This is a genomic window from Methylophaga sp. UBA4204, assembly GCF_002379485.1.
Lineage (GTDB): Bacteria > Pseudomonadota > Gammaproteobacteria > Nitrosococcales > Methylophagaceae > Methylophaga.
In genome coordinates this window covers 21155-27803 of the sequence record NZ_DFTU01000042.1, presented here as the reverse complement: position 1 = coordinate 27803, position 6649 = coordinate 21155, and the positions used below count along the sequence as shown (strand labels likewise).

The window sequence follows — 6649 nt, the reverse complement described above, 5'->3', positions numbered from 1 at the left end:
GCCATGGTGGTTTCACGCAGTTGCAGGGGGTTCATTTCACCCAGACCCTTGAAGCGTGTAACCGAAATCTTGCCACGGCGTTTTTCCGCTTCAATTCGATCCAGAATGCCCTGTTTCTCGTGTTCGTCCAGGGCATAGAATGTCTCTTTCCCCAAATCGACCCGGTACAGCGGCGGCATAGCGACAAACACATGACCGGCCGCGACCAGAGGCCTGAAATGCTTAACAAACAAGGCACATAGCAGCGTCGCGATATGCAGGCCGTCTGAGTCCGCATCGGCAAGAATGCAGATCTTGTTATAGCGCAGGCCGTCAATCTGATCCGAGGCCGGGTCTACACCAATCGCAACCGCGATATCATGGACTTCCTGGGAGGCCAGTATTTCACCCGAATCCACTTCCCAGGTATTCAGAATTTTGCCCCGCAGCGGCATAACCGCCTGAAACTCGCGGTCACGGGCCTGCTTGGCAGAACCGCCTGCAGAATCCCCTTCCACCAGAAACAGTTCAGTGCGAGATGGATCCTGAGAAGTACAGTCCGCCAGTTTACCGGGAAGTGCCGGACCGGATTGCACCCGTTTACGTACAACTTTTTTTGCCTGTTTTAAACGTGATTGGGCATTGTTAATGGCCAGCTCGGCTATTTTTTCACCATCTTCAATATGATGGTTGAGCCATAGGCTGAACGAATCTTTTACTGCACCGGCAACAAACCCGGCACATTGCCTGGAAGACAGACGTTCTTTCGTCTGGCCGGAAAACTGGGGATCCTGCAATTTGACTGATAATACGTAACTGCAGCGTTCCCAGATATCTTCGGCCGATAGTTTTACGCCGCGTGGCAACAGGCTGCGAAACTCGCAAAACTCACGCAAAGCATCTAGCAGACCTGAGCGTAAACCGTTTACATGCGTCCCCCCCTGTGCGGTCGGGATAAGATTGACGTAACTTTCTGCAATCACCTCTGCCGGTTCAAGCTGCCACATCAGGGCCCAGTCGACTTCCTGATCTTCATCAGCAAAATGACCAACAAACGGTTTGGCTGGGACGCAGGGTACATCAGTCATCGCATTGGCGAGATAACTGTTCAGGCCATCTTCATAACACCAGCGATCATTTTGTTTTTCGGCACCACTTAAATCTTCAAAGGTAACCACTAAACCGGGGCATAATACCGCTTTGGCTCGCAAAACATGGCGCAGACGTGAGACCAGAAACTTTGGTGCATCAAAGAAACTGGTATCTGGCCAGAACCTGACGCTGGTACCGGTATTTTTTTTGCCGACTGTCCCGGTTTCAGTTAAAGGCTCAACTAACAGACCATTTTCAAAAGCAATGCTGTAGCTGATGCCATCACGACGGATATTCACTTCCAGTCGTTTGGATAAGGCATTGACGACAGAGACACCGACGCCATGCAAACCACCTGAGAAACGATAATTTTTATTGGAAAATTTACCCCCGGCATGCAGCCGGGTCAGAATTACCTCAACCCCAGGCACACCTTCTTCAGGGTGGATATCCACCGGCATCCCCCGTCCATCATCAATGACTTCAAGCGAGTTATCGGGATGCAGGATGACTTCAATATTTGTTGCGTGACCGGCAATGGCTTCATCGACACTGTTATCAATGACTTCCTGAGCCAGGTGATTCGGCCTTGTGGTATCGGTATACATGCCGGGTCGTTTTCTGACCGGATCCAATCCCGTTAGAACCTCAATTGCCGAAGCGTCGTAGATATTGGTCATTTTCTCTTAGTCAAAAAAATCAAGTTGCCCGAAGGTTAGCAGGATAAAAGCAGGATGTACAAGCATCCTGGCGATTGGAACAAAATAACGCAGCCCCCATCACATATAATTAGATGCTAATATTTAACCTTACTTATCATTTTCAATTTAGGGCTAAATAAAGTGTCGTTATGAATGCCTGAGGGGATGATCAATGTTGCATATTAAATAACGGCTATGGTTCACTGACAAAAAGCATTTTGATTCTCTGAACCTCGCGAACAAGGTTTTCTTCTCCCGCCATGGAGGAGAAAGTTATCGTTATCCAAGGACATCTATTTTATCGACTCAGTGTGGAGCACGAAGATGAATATTCGGCCAGTTTTTTTTATCACAATCTTGTTATTTGCCTTTTCAGTTCAGGCTGATAACGCTAAACAGTTTGAAACCCAGGCCAATGCGGCGATAAAAGAATTTGCCGAAACACTCAAATCAGCATTAATGTTATCCATGCAAACAGATGGTTCAGTGAAAACTATTGCTGTTTGTAAGGATATTGCTCCCAAAGTGGCCCAACAGGTTTCCACCAAATACAATCTTGATGTCAGTCGTACCGCTCTGAAGATCCGTAACCCTGAGAATCAGCCTGATGAATGGGAAAAAACTGTTTTAAGAAGTTTTGAAAAACGCCTGGAAAAAGGTGAAATCATTAAAAAGCTCAGTTTCAGTGAGCAGGTGGAAACAGACGGCGTTAAACAATGGCGCATGATGAAAGCGATTGGTACCGATTTAGTCTGCGTCACCTGCCACGGTGAAAAGATACCGGAGCCTATCCAGGCCAAGTTGAAAAAACACTATCCTGATGATCAGGCCACGGGATTTAGCGTGGGTAGCGTTCGTGGCGCATTTAGTGTCAAACAGAACCTGACGGATAATTAACTTTCTTTAAGACTGATAATTTCGCTACGGCCTTTTTGCACTGAGATCAGTTTATCTTCCCTCGCCAGCCAGCCAATGGCTCTTTGTACCACTTTGATATCAAGACCACACTCGGTAGCCAGCTTGGTAATGCTGGTCGCCCCATTTTTTTGTAAATATTGCCAGATTTTGCCTGCGGCATCCCCAATAGTCTGTTGCATCACAAACCTCATCGCGTTGAAGTAAAATCTTTTGTTAAGTTCTACTGTTCTTAGTAAAGCTTCATTTCGCGCTTTCCCAGGCAGAAACGATTTGCTGACAGGCTTGTTCAATCATTGCCCTTGGCGCGGCAATATTCATTCGCATAAAACCACTGCCGGCATCGCCAAACATCACACCGGGGTTCATCGCCACACCCGCCTGTTGAACAAAAAAGCTTCTGAGTTGTTTGTCATTAAGCATTAGTTCACGGCAATCAAGCCATAATAGATAGGTTGATTGTAAATCCAATATTCGTATCTTCGGTAGCTTTTCAGCAAAAAATTGCTGTACCCAGTGGTAGGTTTGCTGCAGATACAATAACAGTTCATCCAGCCACTGATCTCCATGCCGGTAGGCGGCTATCGTTGCTTCAATACTGAACGGATTGGCAGCACTGACATGCCAGGAGTTAAACACCGATTCAATCGCTTTTTTATGCTGATTATCAGGGACTATCAACATCGACATCCCAAGCCCGGCAATATTAAATGTTTTGCTGGCCGATACAGCGGTCACCATGGGCACATCATCCGCCAGTGTTGCCAACGGAATATGCTTCTGACCCGATAAGACCAGATCGGCATGAATTTCATCACTGACAATAATCAATTGATATTGCCTGGCAATATCCAGCAGCTGTTGCAGTTCAGACTCGCTCCACACCCGACCACCCGGGTTATGTGGTGAGCAAAGCAACAGCATTTTGGCCCCTGCTGCAGCCTGTTCGGCCAACTCAGCAAAGTTAATCTGATAATACTCATCCACCAGCTGCAATGGATTTAATAGCAGATTCCGCTGGGTCTCAGTCACCGCCGAGAAAAAGGGAAAATATACCGGTGGCTGGGCTATGACCTGATCATGCTTTTCGGTTAGCGCCATGATGGTGGCATGCAATGATGGCACGACTCCCGGACAAATCAGGATATGTTCAGCGTCAATATGCCAATGATGACGTCGTAAAAACCACTCCTGGGTGGCCTGATACAACGCTTCAGGATATTCACTGTAGCCATAAAGTGGATGCTGGGCCCTGACAGTCAACGCTTTTGTTACCGACTCAGGGGCAGCAAAATCCATATCTGCCACCCATAACGGAATGGCATCTTCGCGGCCAAACAATCGCTGGCGGGCATCGTATTTAAGGCTATACGTGCCGCTGCGATCTATTTGCTGATCAAAATCAATCTTCGACATTTCGACGTTCCCAGATAGTCACCTCTGACAGAGTATGCTGGAATTTACGTCGGGTTTCACGGAGTACGAATGGTTGCGAAAATGGCCCATCAATTAATTGAAAGTGATTTTCCAACACGCTTTTGATGCCATCCAGTGTGGAAAAGCTTTCTCCGTCTTTTTTGAATCCACCCAGCCAATTGGCTTTATCCGTGTGTTCTTCCAGCCATGTATAGGGCGAGGCTAACACTAACAAGCCCCCCACATTAATTCGTTCATGTATGTGTTTTAAAAATAATATCGGGTCATACAAGCGGTCTAGTAAATTAGCCGCTAAAATCAAATCATAGCCTTGGTAGACCGCTTTTAAATTACAGGCATCGCCCTGCATAAAATCAACTTTATGCGCGGTATCTTCCAAACCAAAGTTTTCCAGCCGTTGTTCGCGATACAGTAATAAATCACCTTCATCGGCTATGGCATAACGGATGACGCCATCACGCTTGAGCTGGACACCGAGATTGATCAGCCGTGCCGAGAAATCAACCCCTGTGACCCGATCAAAATGCCTGGCTAATTCGAAACTGGCACGACCAACCGCACAGCCAAGATCAAGCGCGTGTCTTGCGGGTTTATCCCCCATCTTCTCAATAGCCATCCGGGCGATGGCTTTTTGAAAGTTAGGCACATCAAAGTAACTTTCACCATAGTGGAATTCAGCATATTCCGACAACATTTTGTCGGTTTCATAGTTAGAATCCAGATTCACCACTGGCGCATCCGACACCACATAACGGAATCCTGCATGCTGAAAAAAGTGACGTCTGAACGCATAACGGGATGATAAACGGCTTTCATTGCCACAGGAAATCCAGCTGCCACCTTTTATCAGATTATGTTTTCCATCATATGTCGGCGTGGTGAAATCATCATACAGGCGGTGAACCTGTGATCCATCGAATGGATAAATCGGCGTTTCAGTCCATTGCCAGACATTGCCTCTGACGTCATAAAAATCGCCCTGCGCAAAATGATTTACCGGACAGGAGGAGGCAAAATGATCCAAATGAATATTGGCGGGGGCTGCATTCTCGTCCAGTTCTTCGATACCAGCAACATCAACCAGACGATACCATTCATCCTCGGTAGGCAGGCGTACAGTTTCACCGGTTTGTTCAGACTTCCATGCACAGAATGCCTTGGCTTCATGATAGTTTACTTCTGCAGGCCAATCCCAGCGCATTGGCACAACCTCAGCCATTAACCGCAATTGCCAGCCCTGATCGGTTTTTAGCCAGAATGTGGGATATTCAGCTTGTGTAAATTCCCGCCATTGCAGCCCTTCCTGCTGCCAGTATTGTGACTTCTGGTATCCGCCCGCTTCAACAAAGGCTAAAAACTCATGATTACTGACCAGATATTTGGCAGATTGAAAGGCTGGTACTTCTGCCTGATGTTGACCATATTCATTATCCCAGCCGTAATACTCATCATCAAAGGACTTGCCCAGTTTTACCTGACCAGCATCCACTGGCAAAACTGTGTTCTCAGGAGCTGCTCCGGAAATATCACATGCCGGCCACGCCGAATGCGGTTGTACCCACTGTAATTGCTGCTGACGAATTAATACTGATGAAGTTTCCAGATGGATCTGTTCATGTTCAATCCCCATCATGATGGCCCACCATGGGTTGTCCCAGTTGATAGGTAATTGCAGAGGGGCTTTTTGAATAAGTTGATTAACGACTTTTTTCACTTGTTGCCGATAGGCTTTTACTTCCGCTACTGAAGGCCAGTCATAATGATCATCATTAAGATCATCCCAGCTCATTTCATCCACACCAACCGCGAACATTGATTCAAAACGAGGATTGATGCGTTGAGTCAATAACCCGGCTAATAAAAGCTTATTAACAAAAAAAGTCGCCGTATGGCCGAAATAAAAAATTAACGGATGGCGAAGCGGAATACTTTTCTGATAATAGCCTTCTTCTGATTTCAAGTTATCAAACAGCGATTCATAACGCTCAAAATTTGCATTGAAATAGGCAGCGAGTTCGTTGCGAATAGCTTCCGGCTCTTTTGCATTCAATCGTGGTGTACGTAAATATCTATGTTCTGAGTGGGAAAAAGATACGGCTTTTTCGGCAGTCATTGGTCAAAAATCCCTTTGAGGATAGCTGTAAGAATTTAATCTGACTTGTTTTGGACAAATAGGTTTCGCGTTAAAGCAGATTATAGCTGGGCAGCAAGCCAGGCCGTTTTGGCAGAAAGCTCTACCGAGCAGCTCCATTTATAGGCCAAATTGATGGTTTCCGCGCAGGCATAAACACCATGCCCCCGAACAATGACAACTTTATGACGGGCCAGCCCCTGCGCCACTGCCATTGGTGATTTCTCTATGTACTCGGCATAGTCAATTGAAATAACCGGGATGGTCGAAAAATAATACTGCCCTTCAAAATCCACCGGGATAAAATCTTCACCATTCATCGTCATCGCAATCGCATGCGGCCCATGACTATGAATAACGGCTCGAGTATTGGGATTATGCTGATAAGTTGCCA

6 protein-coding genes are annotated in these 6649 nt (G+C 46.6%); 1 reads left to right on the top strand and 5 read right to left on the bottom strand.

Features of this window, described 5'->3' with window-relative positions; translation table 11 throughout:
- Positions 1–1751, bottom strand: a 1751-nt coding sequence (gene parE, locus B3182_RS06000; RefSeq protein WP_292751960.1) for a DNA topoisomerase IV subunit B, incomplete at its 3' end; no start/stop codon positions are given.
- 345 nt (positions 1752–2096) lie between these two features.
- On the opposite strand from parE, the gene B3182_RS05995 reads away from it, so the two are divergent.
- Positions 2097–2669, top strand: coding sequence for a Tll0287-like domain-containing protein (locus tag B3182_RS05995; protein WP_292353473.1), 573 nt, complete (start codon positions 2097–2099; stop codon positions 2667–2669).
- Here B3182_RS05995 and B3182_RS05990 read toward each other — a convergent pair.
- The 4 genes from B3182_RS05990 to B3182_RS05975 form a co-directional block, all read right to left on the bottom strand.
- Positions 2666–2869 (bottom strand): winged helix-turn-helix domain-containing protein, encoded by a 204-nt coding sequence (locus B3182_RS05990; RefSeq protein WP_292353472.1) that lies wholly within the window; start codon positions 2867–2869, stop codon positions 2666–2668. The two genes, B3182_RS05995 and B3182_RS05990, sit on opposite strands and share 4 nt — an antisense overlap.
- A 61-nt stretch (positions 2870–2930) precedes the next feature.
- Positions 2931–4103 carry a MalY/PatB family protein gene (locus B3182_RS05985; RefSeq protein WP_292353471.1) on the bottom strand — a complete coding sequence of 391 codons (1173 nt, stop codon included), beginning with the start codon at positions 4101–4103 and terminating at the stop codon, positions 2931–2933.
- Entirely contained in the window at positions 4090–6237 is a 2148-nt protein-coding gene (gene ovoA, locus B3182_RS05980; protein ID WP_292353470.1) for a 5-histidylcysteine sulfoxide synthase, read from the bottom strand. Before ovoA ends, B3182_RS05985 begins: the two co-directional genes overlap by 14 nt.
- A gap of 80 nt (positions 6238–6317) precedes the next feature.
- Positions 6318–6649 (bottom strand): class II aldolase/adducin family protein (locus B3182_RS05975; protein ID WP_292751957.1); only part of this gene is annotated, 332 nt, incomplete at its 5' end.

Coding starts and splice junctions, on each gene's coding strand:
- B3182_RS05995 (WP_292353473.1), top strand. CDS start 2,097: ATGAATATTCGGCCAGTTTTTTTTATCACAATCTTGTTATTTGCCTTT.
- B3182_RS05990 (WP_292353472.1), bottom strand. CDS start 2,869: ATGCAACAGACTATTGGGGATGCCGCAGGCAAAATCTGGCAATATTTA.
- B3182_RS05985 (WP_292353471.1), bottom strand. CDS start 4,103: ATGTCGAAGATTGATTTTGATCAGCAAATAGATCGCAGCGGCACGTAT.
- ovoA (WP_292353470.1), bottom strand. CDS start 6,237: ATGACTGCCGAAAAAGCCGTATCTTTTTCCCACTCAGAACATAGATAT.